General features: G+C 59.9%; 1 protein-coding gene. It reads right to left on the reverse strand.

What is annotated here, in order from left to right:
- On the reverse strand, positions 1 to 423 hold a 423-nt coding region (locus B3520_RS05290; protein WP_286875570.1), incomplete at its 3' end, for a Gfo/Idh/MocA family protein.
- Positions 424 to 469: the final 46 nt, after the last annotated feature.

Genomic DNA, 469 nt, shown 5'->3' on the forward strand with positions numbered 1-469 from the left:
GCCATCCATCGCCATCGGCTTCTCACACCACACATGCTTCCCCGCATTGGCGCCAATCACCGAAAACTTCTTATGCAGACTCGTGGGCGTCACCACATAAATCACATCAATATCCGGATTATCCGCGATGGTGTGCATGTTCTCGTAGTTGTACACATTGGCGTCCTTGATACCGTATTTTTCCTGCCATACCGGAATCTTCTCCGGGCTACCGGTGACAATCCCGCGCAGCTCACAGTGTTGGGTCAGTTGCAGTGCCGGCGCGAGCTGGTTGGTGCTGTAGCCACCGAGACCGACCAGGGCGACGCCCAATTTTCGAGAGGGGCTCCCCAGCAGGTGGGGGGACCAGCCGGACGAGAGCAGGGCGGTTGACGCGCCGAGGCCTTGTAGGAAGCGGCGGCGGTTGAAGTTGGGGTGGGGCATTGTGGGAACCTCCGGGTTGGGTTACGGCGGGTGCGGCCTTTGGCCT

Source organism: Marinimicrobium sp. UBA4509 (genome assembly GCF_002388575.1).
Taxonomy (GTDB): Bacteria; Pseudomonadota; Gammaproteobacteria; order Pseudomonadales; family Cellvibrionaceae; genus Marinimicrobium; species Marinimicrobium koreense.